The sequence below is a fragment of the Hymenobacter sp. HD11105 genome, from assembly GCF_054051685.1.
Map to the genome: position 1 here is coordinate 320,724 of NZ_JBSWBR010000003.1, position 22,432 is coordinate 343,155.

17 protein-coding genes are annotated in these 22,432 nt (G+C 55.3%); 8 read left to right on the forward strand and 9 right to left on the reverse strand.

Features of this window, described 5'->3' with window-relative positions; genetic code table 11:
- Window positions 1-4 precede the first annotated feature (4 nt).
- Window positions 5-2,224 (forward strand): tetratricopeptide repeat protein, encoded by a 2,220-nt coding sequence (locus ACW9KT_RS11980; protein ID WP_457080647.1) that lies wholly within the window; start codon window positions 5-7, stop codon window positions 2,222-2,224.
- A gap of 737 nt (window positions 2,225-2,961) precedes the next feature.
- Here the strand turns inward: ACW9KT_RS11980 and ACW9KT_RS11985 are convergent.
- On the reverse strand, window positions 2,962-3,975 hold the full coding sequence (locus tag ACW9KT_RS11985) for a methyltransferase (protein ID WP_457080649.1): 1,014 nt from the start codon (window positions 3,973-3,975) through the stop codon (window positions 2,962-2,964).
- Between the two features lie 224 nt (window positions 3,976-4,199).
- Between ACW9KT_RS11985 and ACW9KT_RS11990 the strand changes: the two genes are divergently transcribed.
- Complete coding sequence (locus tag ACW9KT_RS11990) at window positions 4,200-4,946, forward strand: superoxide dismutase (RefSeq protein WP_457080651.1); 747 nt, start codon at window positions 4,200-4,202, stop codon at window positions 4,944-4,946.
- A gap of 141 nt (window positions 4,947-5,087) precedes the next feature.
- Here the strand turns inward: ACW9KT_RS11990 and ACW9KT_RS11995 are convergent, their stop codons facing one another.
- Window positions 5,088-6,335, reverse strand: a complete 1,248-nt coding sequence (locus ACW9KT_RS11995) for a cysteine desulfurase-like protein (RefSeq protein ID WP_457080653.1) — start codon at window positions 6,333-6,335, stop codon at window positions 5,088-5,090.
- 236 nt (window positions 6,336-6,571) lie between these two features.
- Here ACW9KT_RS11995 and ACW9KT_RS12000 point away from each other — a divergent pair, with 236 nt between their 5' ends.
- Window positions 6,572-8,770 (forward strand): penicillin acylase family protein, encoded by a 2,199-nt coding sequence (locus ACW9KT_RS12000; protein WP_457080655.1) that lies wholly within the window; start codon window positions 6,572-6,574, stop codon window positions 8,768-8,770.
- Between the two features lie 187 nt (window positions 8,771-8,957).
- On the opposite strand, the gene ACW9KT_RS12005 is transcribed toward ACW9KT_RS12000, so the two are convergent.
- Window positions 8,958-11,660 (reverse strand): glycoside hydrolase family 3 C-terminal domain-containing protein, encoded by a 2,703-nt coding sequence (locus tag ACW9KT_RS12005; RefSeq protein ID WP_457080657.1) that lies wholly within the window; start codon window positions 11,658-11,660, stop codon window positions 8,958-8,960.
- A 355-nt stretch (window positions 11,661-12,015) separates the two neighbouring features.
- On the opposite strand from ACW9KT_RS12005, the gene ACW9KT_RS12010 reads away from it, so the two are divergent.
- Window positions 12,016-12,750: an SDR family oxidoreductase gene (locus tag ACW9KT_RS12010; protein WP_457080659.1), complete on the forward strand. Its 735-nt coding sequence runs from the start codon at window positions 12,016-12,018 to the stop codon at window positions 12,748-12,750.
- 69 nt (window positions 12,751-12,819) lie between these two features.
- Here ACW9KT_RS12010 and ACW9KT_RS12015 read toward each other — a convergent pair whose 3' ends face one another.
- The gene (locus ACW9KT_RS12015; RefSeq protein ID WP_457080661.1) at window positions 12,820-13,566 is read right to left on the reverse strand and encodes a hypothetical protein; all 747 of its coding nucleotides are present in this window, start codon (window positions 13,564-13,566) and stop codon (window positions 12,820-12,822) included.
- Between the two features lie 220 nt (window positions 13,567-13,786).
- On the opposite strand from ACW9KT_RS12015, the gene ACW9KT_RS12020 reads away from it, so the two are divergent.
- Both ACW9KT_RS12020 and ACW9KT_RS12025 read left to right on the forward strand, forming a co-directional pair.
- A complete protein-coding gene (locus tag ACW9KT_RS12020; protein WP_457080663.1) occupies window positions 13,787-14,335 on the forward strand; it encodes a hypothetical protein in 549 nt (182 codons plus the stop codon).
- 219 nt (window positions 14,336-14,554) lie between these two features.
- Window positions 14,555-16,159 (forward strand): peptide chain release factor 3, encoded by a 1,605-nt coding sequence (locus ACW9KT_RS12025; protein ID WP_457080665.1) that lies wholly within the window; start codon window positions 14,555-14,557, stop codon window positions 16,157-16,159.
- Between the two features lie 145 nt (window positions 16,160-16,304).
- Here the strand turns inward: ACW9KT_RS12025 and yiaK are convergent, their stop codons facing one another.
- The 3 genes from yiaK to ACW9KT_RS12040 all read right to left on the reverse strand — a co-directional run bounded on the left by yiaK (window position 16,305) and on the right by ACW9KT_RS12040 (window position 18,333).
- Window positions 16,305-17,297 carry a 3-dehydro-L-gulonate 2-dehydrogenase gene (gene yiaK, locus ACW9KT_RS12030; protein ID WP_457080667.1) on the reverse strand — a complete coding sequence of 331 codons (993 nt, stop codon included), beginning with the start codon at window positions 17,295-17,297 and terminating at the stop codon, window positions 16,305-16,307.
- A gap of 97 nt (window positions 17,298-17,394) precedes the next feature.
- Window positions 17,395-17,775, reverse strand: coding sequence for a hypothetical protein (locus ACW9KT_RS12035; protein WP_457080669.1), 381 nt, complete (start codon window positions 17,773-17,775; stop codon window positions 17,395-17,397).
- Between the two features lie 222 nt (window positions 17,776-17,997).
- Window positions 17,998-18,333, reverse strand: coding sequence for an STAS domain-containing protein (locus tag ACW9KT_RS12040; RefSeq protein ID WP_457080671.1), 336 nt, complete (start codon window positions 18,331-18,333; stop codon window positions 17,998-18,000).
- A 631-nt stretch (window positions 18,334-18,964) separates the two neighbouring features.
- On the opposite strand from ACW9KT_RS12040, the gene ACW9KT_RS12045 reads away from it, so the two are divergent.
- Together ACW9KT_RS12045 and ACW9KT_RS12050 are read left to right on the forward strand one after the other, a co-directional pair.
- Entirely contained in the window at window positions 18,965-20,062 is a 1,098-nt protein-coding gene (locus ACW9KT_RS12045; protein ID WP_457080673.1) for a sensor histidine kinase, read from the forward strand.
- 234 nt (window positions 20,063-20,296) lie between these two features.
- Entirely contained in the window at window positions 20,297-20,947 is a 651-nt protein-coding gene (locus ACW9KT_RS12050; protein WP_457080675.1) for a response regulator, read from the forward strand.
- A gap of 67 nt (window positions 20,948-21,014) precedes the next feature.
- On the opposite strand, the gene ACW9KT_RS12055 is transcribed toward ACW9KT_RS12050, so the two are convergent.
- Complete coding sequence (locus ACW9KT_RS12055; RefSeq protein WP_457080677.1) at window positions 21,015-21,713, reverse strand: DUF421 domain-containing protein; 699 nt, start codon at window positions 21,711-21,713, stop codon at window positions 21,015-21,017.
- Window positions 21,710-22,423 carry a DUF421 domain-containing protein gene (locus tag ACW9KT_RS12060; protein ID WP_457080679.1) on the reverse strand — a complete coding sequence of 238 codons (714 nt, stop codon included), beginning with the start codon at window positions 22,421-22,423 and terminating at the stop codon, window positions 21,710-21,712. The genes ACW9KT_RS12055 and ACW9KT_RS12060 overlap by 4 nt, the downstream gene beginning before the upstream one ends.
- Window positions 22,424-22,432: the final 9 nt, after the last annotated feature.

A 22,432-nucleotide genomic window follows, 5' to 3' on the forward strand; every position in this document is an offset into this window, starting at 1 on the left:
CAGCATGAAGCAATTAGTGGCTTTACTACTGCTGAGCCTTACCCTATGGGCCCAACTAGCGCCCGCTCAGACACCGGCCAACGCCGATAGTCTGCGCCAGCTGCTTCGCGCCCAGCCCCGCGCCGATACCGTTCGGGTGCAGCGTTTGCTGGCGCTGGCATTTGCCGTCCGGATTGGCGACATTCCGCAGGCTACACAGCTCAACGAGCAGGCGCTTGCCCTTTCCCGTAAGCTTGGCTACAGCGACGGCGAGGCCGAAGCGCTACTCGCCCTATGCGTTATCCACCGGCGCCAAACCAACTATGACCTAGCTCGACGCTACGCGCGGCAGGCGCGGCATGTGTTTACAAAGCGCAACGACCAGGAAGGTCTGGGCCGGCTCTGGCTTCAAATGAGTTGGATTGACTTATTGCAGGGCAATTATGCTGGCGCCCTTTCGTCGGCCTTGAAGGGTTTGCCCCTGACTGAGAAAAGCGGTGATTTGCTAACGCGCACGCGGCTGCAAATCAATATGGGCAATATATACAGCCAGCTGGGCGACTATACCGAGGCGCTGTCTATTCTGCGCGCCGCGCTGGGAAATGCGCGGCGCCTCAATGACGACCAGACAGTGTTGATGGCGTTGAACGCCTTAGGAACTACGTACCAAACGCTCAAAAACTGGCCGCAAGCCATTGCTTATCACCAGAGCTCCTTGCGCATGAGCAAGAAGCTGGGCAATGTAAGTGGGGAGATTTCGGACGAGATAAACCTGGCGGAAGTGTATGGGCAGCAGGGCAACCAGGCCGAAGCGCTGGCCCACGGCTTGCGGGCTCGCCAGTTGGTGCGCGCTACCCAGGACACGTACAACTTGCCTGCGGTAGAGCTGATGCTGGCCCGGGCCTACCTGCTCGCTAATCAAACCGATAGCGTGCTCGCCCTGGCTCATCATGCCCTAGAGCTCAGCAGGAAGTCGGGTAGCAATATGATCATTCGCGATGCCAGCGACCTGCTGGCCGAAGCCTACGCCCAGCGCCAAAGCTTTGATCAGGCGTACCGCTACCGTAATCTGCACATGGCGTACAACGATTCGCTTTCCGGGGAGGATATTCAGCGCCGTACCAGCTCCCTACGCTATAACTATGAGATGGACCGCAAAAAGGCCCAGATCGACTTGCTCAACAAAGACCGGCAGCTTCAAACTCAGTGGGTTGAGCGCCAGCGCCAGCAGCTCTACGGCCTGCTGATCGGCCTGCTGGGGGTACTGCTCGTGGCCGCACTACTACTGCGCAACGTATTTCTGAAGCAGCGCGCTAACCGCCACCTCAACGAGAAAAACCTGGAAATAGCCGCCCACCGCGACGACCTCGACCAGGCCCTCACCGAGCTGCGCGCCACTCAGGCCCAACTGGTACAGCACGAGAAGCTGGCCTCCTTAGGACAGCTAACAGCAGGCGTGGCCCACGAAATTCAAAACCCCCTGAACTTCATTACCAACTTCTCCGACCTGGGCGTGGAGCTGACCACCGAGCTGCAGGAAGAACTGGCGAAAGAAAAGCTGTCGGAAAGGGGCCGCGCAACCATTGAGGAGCTGCTGCAGGATCTGGCGCACAATCAGCGCAGCATTAACCAACACGGCCACCGCGCTGACCGCATTGTGAAAAGCATGCTGGAGCACTCTAGGGCCAGCAGCGGAGAGCCGCAGCCCACCGATCTGAATGACTTGGCCGAAGAGTGCGTGCGCTTGGCGCACTACAGCTGGCAGGCCACCAATAAGGATTTCAAGGTTACGCTCACCACCGATTTTGCCCCCCAGCTGCCCAGTTTGAAGATAGTGCCCCAAGACGTGAGCCGGGTGCTGATAAACCTGCTCAGCAATGCATTTTACGCCGTCGCGGAAAAGCGCCGGCAACTGGGCGAAGCTTTCCAGCCAGAAGTAACCATCCGGACCCAGCAAACGGAGAAAGATGTCCGCATTCGGGTCCGCGACAATGGCAATGGCATTCCGGCTGCAGTGCAGGAAAAGATTTTCGAGCCGTTTTTCACTACTAAGCCCACTGGTGAAGGCACGGGTCTGGGCCTCTCCCTGAGCTACGACATCATTACCAAAGGCCACCGCGGCACGCTAAGCGTGGAAACGCAGGAAGGGCAGTACAGCGAGTTTACTATTTGCCTGCCAATAACTACGACTACCCCAGGCGTCGCACGTGCTGTAGCTCCTAAAATGACGGGAGCCGAAGTATAGGTTCCTCAATGAAATTCAATAGACAAACGAGTCAATGCATGAGCCAACTTTTCAATTTGAGCCGCTTTTTCAATTAGCCCAAAAATAATTGCAGTGAAATAGCAAGCGCTTCTATTACCACTATCACTATAAACTTATTCTGATATGCGTACGCTACTCCTCAGCCTGTTTATACTACTGTTGGCCGTACCTGTTCAGGCTCAGCAAGTAAAGGCCACTACCAAGGCTAGCGTCTCCGAATCATATCGGTTGAAGAGTCAGAGACAGAAAAGTGGTGCTAAGTGCCTGCTCATTGGAGGTGGGATTGTAGGGCTTACCTCAATTGTTATGGTAGCTACTGCTGGCTTGAGGGGACTAGGAGGATTATCAACCTTTAATATCAATCAGGTAAGAGAAGAAGACCGAAAGGCTAAAACTTGGGGCTTTGTAGGGGCAGCAAGCGGTGTAGCCATGCTAAGTAGCATACCTTTATTTGTGGCGAGTAAACGTAATGCTCGCAAAGCCGAGTCTATGCTCTCGCTACAACTGGAGGCGCGTCCAGGGTCATGGATAGCTGGCAGCATGCCTCCTACCTACCCGGCTGTTGGCTTGCGCCTTGATTTTTGAAGCACTGCGCGCCTATTAGGAACATTTTAAACGGGAGAGCGGCAACCACCAAAAAGCTATAGAGCAGCAAGCACACGATGAGAGGTGGTGTAGCAAACTTCTGACTATAGGAGTTTGCTACACCACCTCTCTTACTTTCGCACGGCTTCTATGATACTGAACGGCGACTTGGTTGGCAGGATGCGGGTAAGCTTTAGGCCGGCTTTATCAAATAACGCCCGATACTCGGGTTCGGTTCGTTCGCAGCCGCGCAGATACAACAGCATTTGCAGGTCTAGGAACTTGCCGAAGGACGGCTCGTTTCCTTCGGGCAATACCATTTCCACCACCAGCACTTTACCCCCGGGCTTCATGGCAGCGTGGCAGTTTTTCAGAATGGTAAGGCTCTGCTCATCATCCCAATCATGAATGATGTGCTTCATGATATAAGCATCGCCACCCGTTGGCACTGAATCGAAAAAACTGCCCCCCACCCGCTCACACTGGTCGGCTACGCCTTGCGTTTTTATGAGGTCTTCGGCGGCTTCTACAATAGCTGGCATGTCGTAGAGAATACCGCGCATTTGGGGATACTTTTTCAGGATAGAAGCCAGCAGCAGACCATGTCCGCCGCCCACATCTACCAAGGTTGAGAAGGGCGAAAAATCATAAACTTCAAGCACGGCAGCGCTACTAAACGCACTGTTGCTCGACATGGCATCGTTGAACACTTTGCCCGCCTTTTCATTTTTCCAGAAATAATCGAAAGACGACGTGCCGAAGACTTTATCGAAAGCCGGCTCGCCCGTTTGCACGCTGTAAAGCAATTCGGCCCAAGTTTGGTACTGAAAGTCGTTGGTCATCAGGGTCACGAAGGACCGCAGGCTGCCGGGCACATCGCTCAGCAGCGACTCAGCTGGGGGCGTGAGGCGGAAGCGCTTGTCCTCATCTTCTGAGAACACACCTACGCTGGCACACGCGCGCAACACCCGGTATAAGGAACGCTCATGCGTATTGGTGCGACGGGAAAGTTCGCCAGCGCTTTTGGGGCCATCCTGCAACAAATCGGCAATGCCCAGCTCGGCGGCCACGCCAATAGCGCGAGAGGGCGCAAACCCAAACATCACCTGCATTAACTGAATAGGGGGCGGTAACTCTGGTGTCATAAGTAGTTTGATAGAAAACGTAGTTGTCAATGATTAAAAAGCGCAACAGCTTACCCGTGGCGCTGAGCACTACACTAATATATACAAGTTATTCTGTTATTATTCATATGTAAATAGCCAGAATTTTCTTTCCCCTATTTACTCCTTAGCTTATCATTTTCAGAGAAATTGACGTTTGTAACAACTCAAGGTCAACCGTAACCCCTCATCTCTCTACTACAACTATGGACAAACGTGCTTTCTTGCAGAAGGGCCTCCTACTAGCCATCAGCGGCCTAGTAAGCCCAGCTCTGCTAGCCCGCGCCCGCGACGAAAAGTTTTTAACTGAAGCCCGTGCCACGCCTATTGCCGATGGCCCATTCACTTTGCCGGCACTCCCTTATGCCTTCAATGCGCTAGAACCCCACATCGACGCGCGTACCATGGAGATTCATCACGATGCCCACCACAAAACCTATGTATCGAAGCTAAATGAAGCGGTAGTGGGCAAACCCCAGGAAAAGCAGTCGCTGGCCGACCTCCTGGCCTCTGCCAGCAAGCAGCCCGACGCGGTGCGCAACAATGCGGGCGGACACTACAATCATTCGATGTTTTGGCAAATACTAGCCGCAAAAGGTGGCGGACAGCCCACCGGCGCACTGGCCACTGACATTACGAGCACCTTTGGTTCGTATGAGAAGTTTCAGGACGAGTTTACCAAGGCGGCTACGGGGCGGTTTGGCTCGGGCTGGGCCTGGCTTAGCGTGGATAAGGCAGGTAAGCTGTTCATCTCGTCTACTCCTAACCAAGACAACCCGCTAATGGACATTCCCGGCATTCAGCGCGGTACGCCCATCATGGGCCTCGATGTATGGGAGCACGCCTATTACCTTAAGTACCAAAACAAGCGTCCTGACTACGTCAAGGCTTTTTGGAACGCCGTGAACTGGTCTGCAGTAAGTAGCCGCTACGCGGAAGCCCGCAAAAGCTAAACGCTAAATCACTGCGTAAGCCCTCTTTAAATTTACAAATGCAAGGCGGTCATACAGAACACGCGAGAAGCTTCTCGCGTGTTCTGTATGACCGCCTTGCATTTGCTACCTTAGGATTCAGCCATCTGCTTTTTGTTTTTGCTATGACCTGTAGTGAGTATCGATAAAGGCCAGCAAAGCAGTCTTGAAAAGCTCGATTTCCTCATCCGTATTGTAGGGTGCCAGGCCAATTCTAATCCAGCCGCCAGACTGATTTACTTGCAGTTTGTCGGCCATAGTAGAGGCGTAGAAGTGCCCATCGGCGACACACATATTGTAGTTGTCGGCAAACCAAGCGGCAGCCTCCCGGGAGTTGATGCTCTCCAGTGTAAAGGCTAAGGTCGGTGTCTTGCGCGTGCCTGCCGGGGCGCGATACAGGCGCACAGGGGGCAAATTCAACAGGAATTTTTCCAGCCGTATTGCCTGCTGCTGCTCGCGCTCATCAATAGCCTCCATAGCCGTGCGGAGTCGTTCTTGGCGCGTAGCGCCCACACCCAAGGTTTGGATAAACTCCAGCGCCCCCAGCAGCCCGGCAATGGCTTCGTGGTTTTGAGTGCCGGTTTCCAGCTTATCGGGGATGTGGGCGGGCGCGGGGGCTAATTTGTACACGGGCAGCTTGTCAAATAACCCTGCCGCCACCACTGCTACACCCAAGTGGGGGCCAAAGAACTTGTAGGCTGAGCAAAATAGAATATCGGCCCCTAACGCCTGAAAGTCGATAGGCAGGTGGGGCGCCGCGTGCACGGCATCCAGCGCGACTAAGGCGTTTACTGCTTTAGCCCGCCGAATCACTTCTTCCACTGGCGTCACGGTACCTGTCACGTTCGATGACATGTTCACGGCCACGAGTTTGGTGCGGGGCGTAATCAGCGTGTCCAGTTGGTTGAGTTCAAGCGTGTAGGTTTCGGGATTTACGGGAATGAACTTGACTACCGCGCCCCGGTCCTTTGCCAGCGTTACCCACGGGTCTACGTTGGCCCGATGATCAATTTCGGTGACAATGATTTCATCGCCAGGCTGAATAAACGTGCCCAGGCTGCGGGCAATAGCAAAGGCCAGGGAGGTCATATTTTGCCCGAAAGCCACTTCCGTGGGCTGGCAATTCAGAAAATCGGCCACGCCGCGCCGACCTTCTTCCAGCAGCTCATCCGTGGCTCGGCTGGTGCCAAACGTACCGTGCAGGTTAGCCATGCCACCGGTGATGTAGCCCATCATAGCATCGATGGCCTGCTGAGCCATCTGGGTGCCGCCCGGTCCGTCGAAGAAGATGTAGGGTTGGTGAGTAGCGTGGGCGCGCAAAGCCGGAAAAGCGGCGCGGATTGAATCAACTGATATAGGCGAAAGCAACATGCAGGGAGGGCAATGGAGTAAGGAAAAGCAGAGGACCCGTAAGGTATACAGTGGTGGTAACATGACCTAATACGCGCAAAAAAGCCCCCCAGACCTCACTTCATTCCCTCTCTTCAGGGAGCCGAGCTGAGAATGAGTCCCCGGAAGCATTTCGCAAGTTCAATTACCGCTATACCTTAGCATACTCTTGCCGCAGCCATGCACTCTCCGACCACTCCACCCGCTACCTCCCCAAAATGAAGCGTCCCCTTTTCACTCTGTTCCTTTTTGTTTCCTGCTTCGGGACCCAAGCCCAGGCCTTCAAGCCCGAGGAAATAGCACGCTGGCAGCAGCAAGCCAAGCAGGTAAATATCATCCGTGATAACTGGGGAATCCCGCACGTGTATGGCAAAACCGACGCCGATGCCGTGTTTGGCTTACTGTACGCTCAGTGCGAGGATGACTTTGCCCGCGTCGAAGAAAATTACCTCACCAACATCGGGCGCTTAGCGGAAGCGGAAGGCGAGGCGGCCTTGTACAGTGACTTGCGGGCCAACCTGTTTATGGACAGCACCCAGGCTATCAGCATCTACCAAAAAAGCCCCCCATGGATGAAGGAACTGCTGAACGCCTTCGCCGACGGCACCAATTATTATCTCTACACCCACCCCACCGTAAAGCCCAAGGTCCTTACCCGCTATCAGCCCTGGATGCCCCTCATGTTTAGCGAAGGTAGCATTGGCGGCAACATCAGCGTGGTGCCTTTGGAGCGGTTGAAGGCATTTTACAGTCAACGCAAATCCACTTCCTGGCAGCACCCCGACTTTGAGAAGCACGACCGCGAACCGGTTGGTTCCAACGGGTTTGCTATTGCCCCGGCCAAAAGCGCCAGCGGCCACGCTCTGCTGCTGATCAATCCGCACACCTCCTTCTACTTTCGGCCCGAAGTGCAGATGGTGAGCGAAGCCGGGCTCAATGCCTACGGGGCCGTCACCTGGGGGCAGTTTTTTGTGTATCAGGGCTTTAATGAGAAATGCGGCTGGATGCATACCTCCAGCCAGGCCGACTCCATGGATGAGTATCTGGAAACCATTGAGGAGAAAAACGGCAAATTCTACTACAAAGTGGGCAAGAAGCGGCGCCCGGTGCAAGCAAAGAAAGTGTCGCTGGCCTACCGGCAGGGAAACCAGGTGCTGCGCAAGGAATTCACTACTTACCGCACTCACCACGGCCCAGTAGTAGGTCAGCAAAGTGACAACCAATGGGTGACGGTGCGCATGATGGATACGCCCCTGGAGGCGCTAGAGCAGTCGTACCTGCGCACCAAAGCCAGCGACTATGCCAGCTTCAACGAGGTGATGAAGCTTAACGGCAATGCCACCAACAACACCGTGTTTGCCGACAGCAAGGGCAACATTGCCTACTGGCATGGCAACTTCATGCCCATCCGAGACCCAAAATTCGACTGGAGCCGCCCCCTAGATGGCAGCAACCCCCAAACCGAGTGGAAGGGCCTGCACAAAGTAAACGAACTGGTGCAGGTGCTCAATCCCGCCAGCGGCTGGATTCAGAACTGTAACTCCACACCTTTCACCGTGTCGGGTCCCAGCAGTCCGGCCAGGGATAAATACCCCACCTACATGGCTCCTGACTCGGAAAACTACCGCGGCATCAACGCGGTGCGCGTGCTGAGTCGCCGTCAACTGTACACGCTCGACACCCTCATTGCTGCCGCCAAAGACCCGTACCTGGCTGGCTTTGAGGAATTGATTCCGGCCCTTGTAGCAGCTTATCAAACCCCAGCCGGCAAGGCCAGCACTGCCTCGAAGGAGGTATCAGAAGCCATTGAGGTACTGCGTACCTGGGACAAGAAATACGGTAAAACTTCCGTCGGACAAACGCTGGCAATCTACTGGGCAGAGCGCATTCAGAAGCTGGCCCGCACCCGCGCCCTCCCCGATCAGCGCCTCGACAACCTGACGTTCACCGCTTTAGTCATCGATAAAACGACGCCCCAGGAGAAAGTAACCACCCTGGCCGAAACCCTCGACGAGCTAACCCGCGACTTCGGCACCTGGAAAACACCTTGGGGCGAAGTAAACCGCTTCCAGCGCCTCACCGGCCAGATTCAGGAAGTGTATGATGACAGCAAGCCGAGCTTTCCGGTAGCCTTCACTTCCTCAGCCTGGGGCTCGCTGGCCGCTTTTGGCGCAAAGGCTCAGCCCAACACCAAGAAGCGCTACGGTAATGGCGGGAACAGCTTTGTGGCTGTGGTAGAGTTTGGGCCGCGCATCAAAGCACGCTCGGTGCTGGCTGGGGGGCAAAATAACAACCCTAACTCGCCCCACTTCACCGATCAGGCCTCCCTGTACAGCGACATGCAATTCAAGGATGTATTGTTTTATCCCGAAGACGTCCGCAAGAACGCCAAGAAGACCTATCATCCCGGCGAGTAGTTGCAACTGTCGGAACGCGGTAGAGACGCAACATTTTGCGTCTCGTCGTTGCTGATGGTGTTTAGTGAGCGCGCCAATCACCGTTCAATGACGAGACGCAAAATGTTGCGTCTCTACACGTCTACCAACCAGGAAGGCCACGCCATCAGCAATTGACGGCGCGGCCTTCCTAGCTTAATTAACCTATTTAATCAATCATCACATTGGCACCCGTCAGGGCTACGTTGGCTTGCAAGACTTGCTTCGCAGCCAGTGCCGCCTTTAGCGGCTGGCCGCCGCCTACGAAAACCTGCACTTGGCCAGCTTGCTCCATGCGCTCGGCTTTTTCATTTAACAAGGATAACTGCCGGGGCGTGAGTGTAAACTGCACCGTTTTTTTCTCGCCGGCTTTGAGATTGATGCGCTGAAAACCTTCCAAGGAATGCAGGGCTACGCGGCTCTTGGCGTTGGGGTGCTTCACGTACAGCTGCACTACTTCGTCGCCGTCGCGCTTGCCAGTGTTCTGCACTTCTACACTTAGCGTTACTGGCTGGCCCGTTGGGGCGCTGGGGGGCGTTTTTAGGCCGCTGTATTTGAAGGTAGTGTAGCTCAGACCGTGGCCGAATGGGTAGAGTGGCGTGTCCTTGAAATAGCGGTAGGTGCGGCCTTCCATGCTGTAGTTATCGAAGGCAGGCAGCTGCTTTTCTGAGCGATAAAAGGTTACAGGGAGACGGCCGGCGGGGTTGTAGTCGCCGAACAGCACGTCGGCCAGGGCAGTGCCGGTGGCTTGGCCGCCGTACCAAGAGTTGATGATGGCGGGGATGTTGGCCGCTTCCCACGGTACTCCTAATGCGCTGCCTGTCATCATGGCGAATACCACTGGCTTGCCCGAAGATTTGAGCACCTTCAGCAATTCGGTCTGCACTTTGGGTAAGGCAATGCTGGTACGGTCACCGCCGCTGAAGCCCTCCACATCTACCTTCATTTCCTCGCCTTCAAGGCGCGGAGAAATGCCCCCCACGAAGATAATCGCGTCGGCGTCGCGCACTTTAGCCAGAATATTCTTGACGTTCATAGGCACGATGTGGGCGCCGGTAAACTTGAGAATAGTACGACGGTCGGCCTGGAAGTATTCTAACTTGATTTCCATCTTTTGGCCCGCCACTACTTTCTGGGTGTGCTGGGTGGTCGAGACGCCGCGGCTTTTCCAGTTGTCAAGCACCAGCTTATTGTCAATGAATAAGCGGTAGCCGTCGTCTCCAGTGATTTGGAAGGCCAGTTCCTCCGACGTTGACGGGGTGAAGGTGGTGGTGTAGCGGGCAGAGAAGTTTTCGGCGGGCAGACCGGGCACCACTTCAATCTTCACATTGGCCAGGTAACGGTCGAGGCCGGCTTCCTGGGCGGTTGCTACGGGCTGACCTTGCAGTTCGGTGCCTTTGAAATACTCCGCTTTGAAGCCGGGCTGGCCGTTGAAAGCTAGGTTTTTGTTGATGTCGAAGGTTTCGTAGACAATATTACTGGCGTAGTCAACGCCTTGAACAAAAGTTACTTCTGTATTCTTGCCCACCTTGGCCCGAATGCCTTCGAGCGGGGTTACATTATCAGTGGGGAAGCCGTTGTAGTTGCCGAGCTGCACGGCATCGTTGTCGGCATTGGGGCCGAGCACCACTAGCTTTTTGATGTCTTTGCGGAGCGGCAGTGTGTTCTTCTCGTTTTTCAGCAGCACCAAAGATTCGTGGGCCATTTGTAGGGCGTGGGCTTGGTGGGGGGCACTTTCTACCACGCTCATCGGAATCTGGGCGTATTGCACGCGCTCCACCGGGTCAAACATGCCTAGCTGAAAGCGGATCTTATACAGCCGCTTCACCGATACGTCCAGCTGCTGCTCGGTTATGAGCTTGCGCTGCACCGATTCCAGCAGGGAGTTATAGGTAAACAGCTTGCCCGTGGCGCATTCGAGGTCGGTGCCGTGGAGCACGGCGTTGGCGGCGGCAGTGGCGGCATCAGGGTCGGTTTTGTGGTTTTGCCAGAAGTCGTTGATGCCGTCGCAGTCGGAGGTGACGTAGCCCTGGAACTTCCACTTATCGTAGAGAATCTCATTCATCAGCTTGTCGCTGCCGCAGCAGGGCTGGCCGGCGTAAGCGTTGTAGGCGCACATCACGCTAGCCACTTTTGCATCTACAATTAAGTCGCGGAAGGCTGGCAGATACGTGTCCCACAAGTCATAGTCGCTGATTTTGGCGTCGAACACGTGGCGCAACTGCTCAGGACCGCTGTGCACGGCAAAGTGCTTGGCGCAGGCCGTCACTTTTAAGTACTTCGGGTCATCACCCTGAAATCCTTTTACCAGCGCTGAGCCCAGCTGCCCGGTCAGGTAAGGATCTTCGCCGTAGGTTTCCTGACCCCGGCCCCAACGCGGGTCGCGGAAGATGTTGATGTTGGGCGTCCAGAACGTGAGGCCTTGGTAGATGCCCCGCTCACCGCGGCGGGCGTACTCGTGGTGCACGGCGCGGGCTTCGTCGGAAGTAATGGTGGCCATTCTGAGCATGGCGTCGGTGTTAAACGTAGCCGCCATTCCGATGGCCTGCGGAAACACCGTCGTCTTCATGCTGGTGCGGGCCACGCCGTGCAGGGCTTCGTTCCACCAGTTGTAAGCCGGAATACCTAGCCGGTCGATGGCGGGCGAGGCGTTCAGCATCTGGCTCACCTTTTCCTCCAATGTCAGACGGCCCACCAAGTCGTCTACCCGTTGATCGATGGGCAGATCCGGGTTACGAAAAGGGAAGTTTTCGGGGGTGCTGGGGGGCATTTCCTGGGCAGTAGCAGCGGTGGGCGCTGTGGCAGTTTGCTGGCTGCTTTTGCCGCATGCCGTCAGGACTAGCAAGGAATAAACGATTAGGGATTTCTTCATCCTTTGGGTGAGATGGGGTGAAACGATGGTCAGCGGTGAGGTAATCTGGGCCCCTGACGACGCGTAGTAGATGGTGAATGCGCATGCTCAAAAGTGTCTAGTTTGAGCACCTTCCAACTGGCTTGACCAGCAACTAAAGTAGGCGGCTTGTCAACTATGACCAGCGGTTTTAAGCCAAATCTGCGCCCTAACGCAGAAAATAATCTATGTAATCGATTGTGATAGCATTAATAATCAGTAGTAGCGGCTTACTACGTCAGCCCTTTGCTGGCTTCTCTACGTTTATCTAGCTTCGACTCCGCGTAGTCGCTTCTTATCTCAACCCAACCTTACAATACCTAGAAAAAGCAAAATCATGGCAGGAAAACTCAATGGAAAAGTAGCCCTCATTACGGGTGCAAGTGCCGGCATCGGCGAAGCCTGCGCTCGGGCCTTGGCAGAAGAAGGAGCCAACCTAGTGCTGACGGCGCGCCGCGAGGAGCGCCTGGAAACCTTGGCTGAGGAGCTGCGCCAACTGGGCGTGAAAGTGGAGTTCGTGGCCGGCGACGCCCGCGAGGAGGAAACCGCCCGCCGCACCGTACAAGCCGCCACCGACGCCTTTGGTCGCCTCGATATCCTGATAAATAATGCCGGCGCCGGCAACTACAAGAACTTGGTAGACACGAGCGCCGAGGAGTACGACGAGCTCATGGACACGAACGTGCGCACCACGTTCCTTTTCACGCGCCACGCCGTGCCCGTGATGCAAGCCCAGAAATCGGGCACCATTCTGATGCTCTCGTCGATGGCGGGCGTGTATGGCTTTGCCGGCGAAGCGGTGTATTGCGCCACTAAGTTTGCCCAGGTAGGCTTTGCCCAGGCCCTGGACAAAGAGCTGCGCCCCGACGGCATCAAGGTAGGCGCCATTTGCCCCGGCGGCGTCAAAACGGAGTTTGCCCTGGGCAAAGGCCGCACCGAGGACAAGGTAGCCCAATCGGGAATGCTGGAGCCCGAGGACGTAGCCGGCGCCGTGCTGCTGGCTTGCACGCAGTCATCCAACTCCCGCATCATCGAGATTCAGATGCGTACCATGGACGAGGCGCTGACCTAGGCGTTCTTCTCAGCTAATCAGTCACAAAAAGCCCCCCAGCAGATTGCTGAGGGGCTTTTTTGTGAGTTATTAACTATGCATTACTTTGACGTCCTCTGGCTTAGGCTGTCGCAAGAGTTGATATAAACTGGCTATGTGGCTGAACAGCACGACCGGCACAATAAACGCTGGTAGCCACACAAACGGAAAGCGCAGCACCCCCACATTGGGCTGCTCAAAAGCGAGCCGCTGGACCGGAGTAGGAGCCGAGAGCAAAGCCACCGTTACGATAATGGCAAGCAATACTAGGGCAGCTACGTTCCAGACAATTAACCCTCCCCTACCCAGCCGCTGCGTGCGCCACAAACTTGCCACCACCGGAGCCGTTAGACCTGAGAAAACATCGAAGTTGAGGCCGGAAAAGGTCATCAGCTCGGGCACCAGATGGGCAGTTGCCAAGCCATATAAACCAATTTCAACGCCTACCCGCACTATGCTAATGGCAGTGAGATCAGCTAGTGGCAGGCGGGCCATGTAGCGGCGACCTTGCGGCGTAAAAACTATGGCTACTATGACGGCTACCGCCGGCAAAAGCGCGCCTTGCGCCAAACGGGGTGGCAGCACGTCCAGATTAGTTTGATAAAAGCCACCCAACGCCAACCCCGCCTGTATGGTAAGCCACACGCCAACAACCAGCCAGTAATACATTAAAGAACTACCGGCTCGGCGAACAGCCTGCGCCAACAGCCATCCGGTAAAGAAGGTGCAGGCCACAAACAGCACACTAAGCCAAGCCGGTGCTGGGGCGTTCAGATATTCCAGATTAGCCGTTGGCATGATGAAAAGGCATTGCTAGAGATTACCAATTGAATGTACACTGCCCCTGACTTTACTCACTACTTTGGCTTTTAGTCGCCAGCTCGCGTTGTTCTGATGCTCGGTCGCAGCAGGCATCTTGCCATCTTACCGGCCAAGCTCGACTATAACTTTTCTTAGAGATCAAAGTATCAGAAAGTTACTATTTCACTGTTTAGAAAACGCAACCCGCACCGAATATATGGCTGTTCACGACCAATCAGACAACGAGCAAAACCTACCTAACGACCCGGCCCAACTCGGCTCAGATCAGGGCTCTGGTTTCAACACCGGGGGCGACCCACGCGAGATGCCCCGCACTCCCCTAAATGCCGTTGACACCAGCGACCAGGCGCCCACCCGCACTCCGGGGCAAGTGGGCGACGGAATAAATGCCCCCCAGGGCTCCGACTTCGACAACCAGCGCCGCCATGGGGCCAGTGGCTTCGATGCTAGCTATGGTGACGTGGGCCATGGTCAGGGCATGGGCCGAGCAGGCTTCAATGGCGACCAGGACCGCGGCTACGACGAAAGCGGCATCCGCGGAGGCGTAGGTAGCAGCGGTGGCCGCGAAGATCCTTCCGACCGCGCAATTCCCGATTCCAACCCCTTTACAGGCGGCTACGGTGGTGGCGACTACGACCGCCCCGATGAAAGCCAAACCCGGAATATCGGTTTGAATAGTCGCAACCCAACCGATGAATCAAATCAGGATGACCAGCAGCGCACTACCGGGGCGGAAAATCTTTAAGCCAGCTAAGGAATGGGTTTAAATAATGGCATAAACAAAGCTCGAATAGCACGCGTGCGGAGACGCTAAGTCTAGTGTCTCCGCACGCGTTTTAGCTGGCGACAACAGCTGTTTGGTGAAAACGTCGCGGTTAGTTGGGGAAGAAAGCTGCACTAATGGTTAACTTGGCGGGTTCTATTGGTACCAGTACCAATTTTTGCTTTCCGCTTATTCCCATTTATGTCCGCTACCGCTGAAATTGCCCGACGCCGCACCTTTGCTATCATCTCCCACCCTGACGCGGGCAAGACCACACTAACCGAAAAATTCCTCCTCTTTGGTGGCGCCATCCAAACGGCTGGCGCGGTCAAATCCAATAAAGCCCAGAAGTCTGCCACCTCCGATTTTATGGAAATCGAACGGCAGCGGGGCATTTCCGTGGCTACTTCCGTCATGGGCTTCGAGTACCAGGGCTACAAGGTCACGATTCTGGATACGCCCGGTCACAAGGACTTTGCCGAGGATACCTACCGCACCTTGTCGGCTGTGGACAGCGTAATTCTGGTGGTCGACAGCGTGAAGGGCGTGGAAGAGCAAACTCGGCGCCTGATGCAAGTATGCCGCCTGCGCAAGACGCCGGTGATGATCTTTGTCAACAAGCTCGACCGCGAAGGCAAGCCCGCCTTTGACTTGCTTGATGAGCTAGAGGAAAGCCTGCAAATTCGCGTGCGGCCCCTTACCTGGCCTATCAATCAGGGGCGTACGTTTCAGGGTGTGTACAATTTGTATAGCCAGGAGCTGAACCTGTTTCGTACCACTAAAACCACGCGGGCCGAGAACGTAGTAGCCATCCGCGACCTACACGCACCGGAGCTAGAAAAGCATTTGCCCCCCGGCGACGTGCGGCAGCTGCGTGAGGATGTAGAGCTGGTGGAGGGCATTTACGATCCGCTCGACAAAGCAGCCTACCGGCAAGGCGAGCTGGCGCCCGTGTTTTTTGGCAGCGCCAGCAACAACTTCGGCGTGCAAGAGCTGCTCGACACATTTGTGGAACTGGCGCCGGCCCCCAGCGGTCAGCCAGCTACATCGCGCTTCGTGCCCGCTACAGAGGCTGCCTTCACGGGCTTTGTATTTAAGATTCACGCCAACCTAGACCCCCGCCACCGCGACCGGATTGCCTTCGTGCGCATCGTGTCGGGTCGCTTCGAGCGCAACACCTTTTACACCCACACCCGGCTGGGCCGCAAGCTACGCTTTGCCAACCCCACCACCTTTATGGCCAACGATAAAAGCCTGGTGGAAGAAGCTTGGCCCGGCGACATCGTCGGCCTTTACGACAGCGGGCAGTTTGCCATCGGCGACTCGCTATCGGAGGGCGAAGACCTGTTTTTCCAGGGCATTCCGCGCTTCGCGCCCGAAATCCTGCGCGAACTGGTCAATGAGGACCCTATGAAAACCAAGCAGCTGGAAAAAGGCATCCGGGAGCTGACGGAAGAAGGCGTGGCCCAGTTGTTTATCCAAAAGCAGGGCAATCGCAAGATCATCGGTACGGTGGGCGAGCTACAGTTCGATGTGCTAACCTTCCGCTTGGAGCACGAGTACGGGGCGCGCTGTACCTTCCGCCCTTTGTCCGTATATAAGGCGTACTGGCTAGAGGCAGACACGCCCGAAACGCTTCGGCAGTTTATCACCCGCCGCGGCAACAGCATTGCCTACGACCGCGACGGCGAGCCCGTGTTTCTAGCCGAAAGCCAGTGGACCATCAACACCATTCAGCAAAGCAATCCAGCTATGACTTTCCGAGCCTGGAATGAGCCGCACGAGCAGCTACAGCAGCCAGCTTAACAGCGAGCGCTGCTTCATAATGAAAGGCGGTCATGCAGAGCGGTAGCGAAGCATCTCGCTCGCTTCGTTGCAATGGTAACTTAACGAAGCGAGCGAGATGCTTCGCTCTGCTCTGCATGACCGCCTTTTAAACAGCCAAATAACTTCACATTTGCTGCACCTGCTGCCAGATGTCTTCTTCCACCGGAATGCCATGCGCCAGATTATCCTGGCGGGTGGCGAATGACTGCTCGCCGGGGTAGAATACCTGCTCGCCGGGCGCCGACGGCTCGCCGCTTTTGGTGAAGCGCAGAATTTCTTCGATCAGGGAAGCGTGCATGTCAGGCTGCTGTAGGGCAATAAAGCACTGCGATACGCCCGACTCGGCCCCACTCTCGGTGATGACCGCCGTGGAGCGGCCGCCGCTGAGCGCCGTTAGCAGCACGTCGAGCACCAAGGATAGGCCGGAGCCTTTCCAGAAGCCAATGGGTAAGCCCCGCTCTGAGGCTATAATGTCGGCAGCATTCGTTGTGAGTTGGCCCTGCTTATCGTAGCCGCCGGGTACTGGTAAGGGCTCTTGCCGGGCCGCGTACGTGCTGAGCTTGCCGTAAGAATACTGCGATATGGCCATGTCCAGCACGATGGGGGGCTTTTCGCCGCGCGGCACGGCAATGACCAGCGGGTTGTTACCGAGTCGGGCCCCCGAGCCGCCCCAGGGCGTGACGTTGGCAATGGTGTTGGTGAAGCAAATACCCACGCAGCCGGCATCGGCTGCCTGCCAGCCGTAGGTGCCACCGCGCATCCAGTGGTTGGTATTGCGCAGCGCCACGCAGCCGATGCCATGCTCCCGCGCCAAGGCAATTGCCCGCTCCATACACACCCAGGCGCTATACATACCTGGTGCTAGCTTTCCGTCCCAACGCTCCAGCGCCCCGGTCTGCTCCAGACATTCGGGCTCGGCTGCTGGGTGCACGAGGCCTTTTTGCACGGCCTGCACAAAGGTTGGGAACCGGTTGAGACCGTGGGTATATACCCCGTCGCGGCTGTTTTGGGCAAAAATGGTGGCGCAGTGCTCCGCTTTATCTTCGGTAAAAGGAAGCGAGAGCAGTACCCGCTTCAGCTCTTGCTGTAGCTGGGGATAAGGAATTCGAAGGCTCATTAGAGAAGACTAAGGCATACGTACGCAACGACGTGGCTTTCTAGCATACGTCAACCTTACCAAAACCGGCCAGTGAACACTCAGGCCCAGAAAGCTGCTAGGCAGTAAAGGGCATGGTCTTGCCTTCGCGCACGTTGTCGGGGCCTTGGTAGGCGCTGGCGGGCATACTGCGCAGAATACCGTATAGGCCCGAGGCGGAAAGCTCCTGAATAAGCTGCTCGGAGAAGCCGCACCAATACACTGGCAGATGCGTGAGGGCCGCCTGTTGCTCCACATGCAGAATAGCTTGCTGCCCCTGCGTAGAAATGGACGCCACATGTTGGCAGTCAATCCAGAGGGCGCTGCTGCCTAGCGTAATCACCTGGGCTATTATCTGCTTAAGATGAGCCGCTTCGGTGGCTCCCGTGCAGTTACCGTGCAAGCTCAAGCTCGTGCCTGCACTGTGTCCGCCTACGTAAATGGTTAAACCTGATTGCATAAGTGCTGCCCTCTATGCCTTATTGCCATTCCCTCAACCTATAAAATACAGGCGGACAGACTAAGCATTAAACATACAATAATGTAGATATAATAGCCGGAAATTCCTATGCATTTCTCTGCTATATCTTTCCTCTTCACCAGAGAGAAGCGCCTCTTCTTACAGTGGCAGGAGCGCCTACACCGTGCTACACATGAATAAAGTGTTCACTGAGATTGCCAGTTATGAAACTGCAGTTTTGCTCTGCTCAGTTATGTGAAACAGCGAGTCGAGGCGTAGCACATGTAGGCAACGCTTCAGTACCGGATCCGTATTGCGCAGCCAGATGCTAGCGCCGCTTTGATGCAGTACGAGCAGCTGTGATATTACATGGCTGACACCGAGCGTACGCAGGCACTTTAGCTTGCTGCAATCGACTACAAATTGAGGACGGGTTTTCTTAGGCTGCCGGGCCAGGTAGCGAGCCAGTTGCTTCGCATCCTCCGTATCGAGGTTGATAGGAAATACCGAAGTGACCTGGGCCTTACCCATGAAGGTAGGCTGATAGGAAGTAGGCATAAAAGTAATTCTGTAGACGTGTTGATTTCTTGACTGTTGACGGAAAAAGCAGGTATCAAAGAGAAGTGCTTCTGGGCGGCAGACCTTCAAAGGAATACACCCTACTGACCCTCAAACAAACCGCTTTCTGCCCCCGTTTGCTCCCGGTTTACTACGGGTTTGCGTGGGGGATAAATCCGTAATTTCTCAATCGTATTTTTTCCTCAACACACTCATTTCCTCTCAACTCAACGCCTCGATCCGGGTTAATACCTAGCAGTTGCGTGGCTAATCTGCCTGCCTATTATCATAATTGAGGTAGCGACGTAAGAGTTGGAGTCTCGCTGTTGCTGATGTTGTTTTGATAAGCGCGAATATGATCGTTCAACGACAAGATGCCAACTCTTGCGTCGCTACCGCCTTTCACTAGCTTCTTAGTCCTTCTCAATGGGTTGGGCCAGTGATGCATTGGCGCAATAAAATATAAATGCGTTGTTTAAAAGGTTAGACCTGGGCATCCTGAGTAGAGGTTCTTCGTGAAACAAGCTGGTTTATTAGCCTTTAACTTCCTGGCTAGCAGAGGAGCTTCCGAACTTAACACGACGATAAAGGGTATATCGCAGTAGTTACTCTAATAATAAAGCTTCCTGCGATGCCAACTGCCGCCGAGTTCTTTCTGGACCAGGCGAAAGCCAGCCCGCATATCCATTTTATCTACGACCTGACGGCCCAGCGGGTCGTTTTCGTGAATGAGGCGTACGAGCAGGTGCTCCAGGGGAATTGTACCAATATCGATGATGAGTTGCCTGCCTTGCTGGCCCTCCTCCACCCCGATCATCTTCCTGTACTAGACAGCCTGTGGCGGCTATGGCAAAAAGGCGCCCTGAATGAAGAAATAGATCTTCAGCTAGTTCGCAGCGGCCAGCCCGACCAGTGGCTCTGCCTTACCCCGCACTGGCGTCAAGATGAGCAAGGCCACGTGTGGCTGGGTGGCACCCTGCACGACATTAGTGTAAACAGGCGTAATAAGGAGTACACAGAGAAGTTTAGCAGCAAAAAGAATACAACGTTGGAGATTCTCTCCCACGATCTGGCCGGTTCCTTTGTGCTGTTGCAGCAGCTAACGGAGTTTGTGCATGAAGAGATGGGCCCCCAAACCAACCCTAAGGTGCCGGAGATGCTGGCCCTGATGACCCGTACTAGCGAGGAGGGCGTAGCCCTGATTCGCAGCTTGGTAGACCAGGAATTCTTCGAATCGACGGAAGTCCCGCTTAAGCGTGAGCGAGTAGACTTGCGGGAAAAGGTACGGCAATGCTTGGAGCCCTTCCAGCGGGCCCCGAAACAGGACCGTCGGATGCTGACCTGCAACCTGCCCGAAGAGCCGGTTTATGCCGAGGTAGATGCCAATAAGCTCAGTCAGGTAATTTCTAACTTAGTTAGTAACGCGCTCAAGTTTACACCCGAAGAAGGCCACATTGTGGTAAGCCTAACGCCCTGCTCCGATTGTGTACGCATTGAGGTAACTGACGAAGGCATTGGCATTCCTGAGGCATTACAACCTAAACTATTCCAACGATTTACTCCTGCCGGCCGGCCTGGTTTGCGCGGCGAGTTCAGCACGGGCTTGGGCTTATCCCTGTGTAAGTTTATTGTGGAGCGGCATCAGGGTACCATTAGCGTGGCTAGCACAGAGGGAAAAGGCAGCACCTTTACGATCGAGATACCCATCAGCGCGTCGCCAGCGTCTTGATTTTGACCGCGGAATTGCTTGCCAGCTTCATTTGCTGATTGCTATTTTGCAGATTCAATACTATCCATTAATTCATACTTATCGTCCTGACCAGCTTCGGTTTTGAGGCGGATTTACGTGACACTTGCCCCGACTCCAGCCCCTACCTGTATTGTTCTAAGTTTTTGAGCCCTTTGGAACTTAGCTTCCTTCTGTACCTTCTTCTTATTTCCGCCTGTTCTAACACCTGAAACCATGATTCGCATATTTTTAGTTGATGACCACAAAGTTATGCGCGATGGGCTACGGGCTATTCTGGGGGGCAATTCTGACTTAATAATCGTGGGCGAGGCTGCTAATGGGCAAGAGCTGCTCGACCAGCTTCCCACCACTCCCACCGACGTGGTGCTCCTGGATATGCATATGCCCGTGCTCGACGGCTTGGCCACTACCAGCCAACTGCGCACGCACTTTCCTGGGGTGCGCATCCTTATGCTGTCTATGCTTGAGCAAGAGCACGCCATCGGGCAGGTGCTAGATGCCGGAGCCGACGGCTACGTTCTTAAAAACTGCGACAGAAGGGAATTAATAGCAGCCGTTCATGCCGTAGCTATAGGCAAGCAATATTTGAGTAGTGAGCTAGGGCTGAGCATGCTGCGCAAGGTATTAGCCATTGGGAACCATACGCCTGACACGGAGCAGGAAGCGGTATGCAACCTGTCGGTTCGGGAGCGGGAAATATTGCAGTTGATTGCCACCGGCCTCACCAACCAGGAAATAGCCGACAAGGTCTTCTCCAGCAAGCGCACCATCGAGACCCACCGTCAGAATATCATCGAGAAAACCAATGCTAAGAATACGGCCGCGCTTATCAAGTATGCCATGCAAAGCGGCTTGGTAAAATAAGCGCTGCTAAGCTGGGTGGGGGGCAAATCTGAAAGCTAGCCGGTAGTCAGATTTGCCCCCATCCAGCTTAGTCCAAGCCAATTACTGCCTGCTCCCACTGCTGGACGGCGCATCGCTCACAGCTCGTTTCGGGCTTGCGGGGGCTTTCAACTACATTGCCACAGCGGGCGCAGGCAAAGCAGCCCTCGGCCTTCTGCTGTTCTGCTCTGAACGCCGCATCCTGCACGGGCAGAATGGACAAGCCGGCCTGAGGCTCGTCGAACGTGAGGATGGAAAAGGCGCCATTGGCCTCCTGATACACGCGCTGCACCGCCCCCAGATTATCAATGCCTTCGGTTCGTAGCCGCGAAAATAGCCGCTCCTGGGGCAGCACGCTTTGCTCCAATCTGTCCAGCTGAATGCGGCCATCTTCCACGAGAACAGCCACATCATCCAGCACCGTGCTCTCAAACTTTTTATTGCGCATTGCCCAGCGGCCAATCAAGTGTTGGTAGCCAATAATGACGGCGGCAATAACTACCACCGGCAGCAGGCCCCGATCGGGCGCCATCAGTGCCACGCCATTGGCCGCGGCCAGCGACACGAGGGCAATCATTTCATTACGCGTCAGCATAGAGCCCATCCGGTTACCCATCAGCCGCATGGAAACCAGCAGCAACAGGTAGATAAACACAATGCGGATAACGGCTTCGATATAAAAGCTGGCGGGCACCTCACCCACGAAAATGCGCAGCCAGTCGGTCAGTTGAATTTCTTCGGGCTTCATACGGCAGCAGGTTCTGAGGTAATAGCATAGGTCCAATCGGGGCAACCGCACTTAGGGCACGCTGCCGACTGCTTTTGGGTATCTGGCTCTGGCGTGGTGTAGCCGCATTGCAGGCAGGCTTGCAGGTCTTGCTCCTGATGCTCGGCCCCGTGAATCACGCTATCCTTCTCGGGCAGAATAGATAACCCTGGTCTGGGGGGCTTTTGCTGATACACGCTGAACTCGCCATTCGCTTCCAAGTACACGCGCTTCAGCTCGCCCAGGTGCTGAATCTTCTGGGCCCGCAGGCTGGCAAAAAGCTGTTCGCGGGAAAGATGAGCCGTTATCATCTGCTCCCGGTCGAGCACGCCATCCGCTACTATTATCTGTAGCTCGCCTTGGGCCAGCAGCTCCACGCGCCGGTACCGGTAAGCTAGCCAGTTGATGCTCCTAAACAAGACCAGAATACACCCCAGAATCAGGATGCCGTGCAGCAGTCCGCGCTCCGGAATCTGCATGGGCACCGACACAATGCCCCCCAGCATAATCATCACCGAGAGTTCGGTAATCGTGAGCTGGGCGTTCATGCGCTTGCCCATAATGCGCATCGTAAGCAGGAGCGCCAAGTATATTATCACCGTGCGCAGCACCACTTCCACCAAAAACTCCACCGGGGCGTTGCCTAGCAAAATCCGTTGCCAGTCACCTAAGAAAATCTCCTCTTTCTTCATTACTTCCTC

What these genes read in the sequence shown, in the direction of transcription:
- ACW9KT_RS12015 (WP_457080661.1), bottom strand. Translation starts at nt 13,566, where the DNA reads ATGCCAACGGCTAATCTGGAATATCTGAACGCCCCAGCACCGGCTTGG.
- ACW9KT_RS11995 (WP_457080653.1), bottom strand. Translation starts at nt 6,335, where the DNA reads ATGTTGCTTTCGCCTATATCAGTTGATTCAATCCGCGCCGCTTTTCCG.
- ACW9KT_RS12000 (WP_457080655.1), top strand. Translation starts at nt 6,572, where the DNA reads ATGAAGCGTCCCCTTTTCACTCTGTTCCTTTTTGTTTCCTGCTTCGGG.
- ACW9KT_RS11985 (WP_457080649.1), bottom strand. Translation starts at nt 3,975, where the DNA reads ATGACACCAGAGTTACCGCCCCCTATTCAGTTAATGCAGGTGATGTTT.
- ACW9KT_RS12060 (WP_457080679.1), bottom strand. Translation starts at nt 22,423, where the DNA reads ATGAAGAAAGAGGAGATTTTCTTAGGTGACTGGCAACGGATTTTGCTA.
- ACW9KT_RS12050 (WP_457080675.1), top strand. Translation starts at nt 20,297, where the DNA reads ATGATTCGCATATTTTTAGTTGATGACCACAAAGTTATGCGCGATGGG.
- ACW9KT_RS12020 (WP_457080663.1), top strand. Translation starts at nt 13,787, where the DNA reads ATGGCTGTTCACGACCAATCAGACAACGAGCAAAACCTACCTAACGAC.
- yiaK (WP_457080667.1), bottom strand. Translation starts at nt 17,297, where the DNA reads ATGAGCCTTCGAATTCCTTATCCCCAGCTACAGCAAGAGCTGAAGCGG.
- ACW9KT_RS11990 (WP_457080651.1), top strand. Translation starts at nt 4,200, where the DNA reads ATGGACAAACGTGCTTTCTTGCAGAAGGGCCTCCTACTAGCCATCAGC.
- ACW9KT_RS12040 (WP_457080671.1), bottom strand. Translation starts at nt 18,333, where the DNA reads ATGCCTACTTCCTATCAGCCTACCTTCATGGGTAAGGCCCAGGTCACT.
- ACW9KT_RS12045 (WP_457080673.1), top strand. Translation starts at nt 18,965, where the DNA reads ATGCCAACTGCCGCCGAGTTCTTTCTGGACCAGGCGAAAGCCAGCCCG.
- ACW9KT_RS12010 (WP_457080659.1), top strand. Translation starts at nt 12,016, where the DNA reads ATGGCAGGAAAACTCAATGGAAAAGTAGCCCTCATTACGGGTGCAAGT.
- ACW9KT_RS12025 (WP_457080665.1), top strand. Translation starts at nt 14,555, where the DNA reads ATGTCCGCTACCGCTGAAATTGCCCGACGCCGCACCTTTGCTATCATC.
- ACW9KT_RS11980 (WP_457080647.1), top strand. Translation starts at nt 5, where the DNA reads ATGAAGCAATTAGTGGCTTTACTACTGCTGAGCCTTACCCTATGGGCC.
- ACW9KT_RS12005 (WP_457080657.1), bottom strand. Translation starts at nt 11,660, where the DNA reads ATGAAGAAATCCCTAATCGTTTATTCCTTGCTAGTCCTGACGGCATGC.
- ACW9KT_RS12055 (WP_457080677.1), bottom strand. Translation starts at nt 21,713, where the DNA reads ATGAAGCCCGAAGAAATTCAACTGACCGACTGGCTGCGCATTTTCGTG.
- ACW9KT_RS12035 (WP_457080669.1), bottom strand. Translation starts at nt 17,775, where the DNA reads ATGCAATCAGGTTTAACCATTTACGTAGGCGGACACAGTGCAGGCACG.